The organism is Neisseria sp. P0019.S002 (genome assembly GCF_051957155.1).
Classification (GTDB): domain Bacteria; phylum Pseudomonadota; class Gammaproteobacteria; order Burkholderiales; family Neisseriaceae; genus Neisseria; species Neisseria perflava.
The window spans coordinates 1-434 of sequence record NZ_JBQCWS010000171.1; the positions used below are offsets into that span (position 1 = coordinate 1).

Annotated in this window: 1 pseudogene; it reads right to left on the reverse strand. The window is 51.8% G+C overall.

What is annotated here, in order from left to right:
- A pseudogene (locus ACTHTY_RS12145) lies at positions 1-415 on the reverse strand (helix-turn-helix transcriptional regulator); the annotation flags it as partial.
- Positions 416-434 lie beyond the last annotated feature (19 nt).

Consider the following 434-nt stretch of genomic DNA (forward strand, 5'->3'; position numbering starts at 1 on the left):
CGGAAAGGTTTTTGATGTCGCGCGTCACATAATTTTCTATCCAATAGCGTCGGAACGCCATGGCGAACATGGGCTGTTCATCGCCGACGAGCTGGCCGTGTCCGGCCGCTGCTTGGATGTCGTAACGCGGTACGAAGACAAATTCGTCTATATCGACAGGGTTGCCCAGTGTGTCGGTTGCTGTGGCTTTTGGGGCTTCGGAATCGGGGAAGGGAGAACCTTCGCCTGTCAAAAGCCAGTCTATGCTACAGCCTTTAAGTTGTTTGATTTTTTTTAGCGTTTCCGATTTCGGCAGGCCGCCTTCGTTCCAGATACGGCTGAATCCGGCGATGGTCATATCAATGTCGGCGGCGATCTTGGCTTGGCGGGCTTCATCTTTCCATAAGAAAGCCAGGCGGTCTTTAAAGGTATCCATGTTTATGCCTTTATGGAGG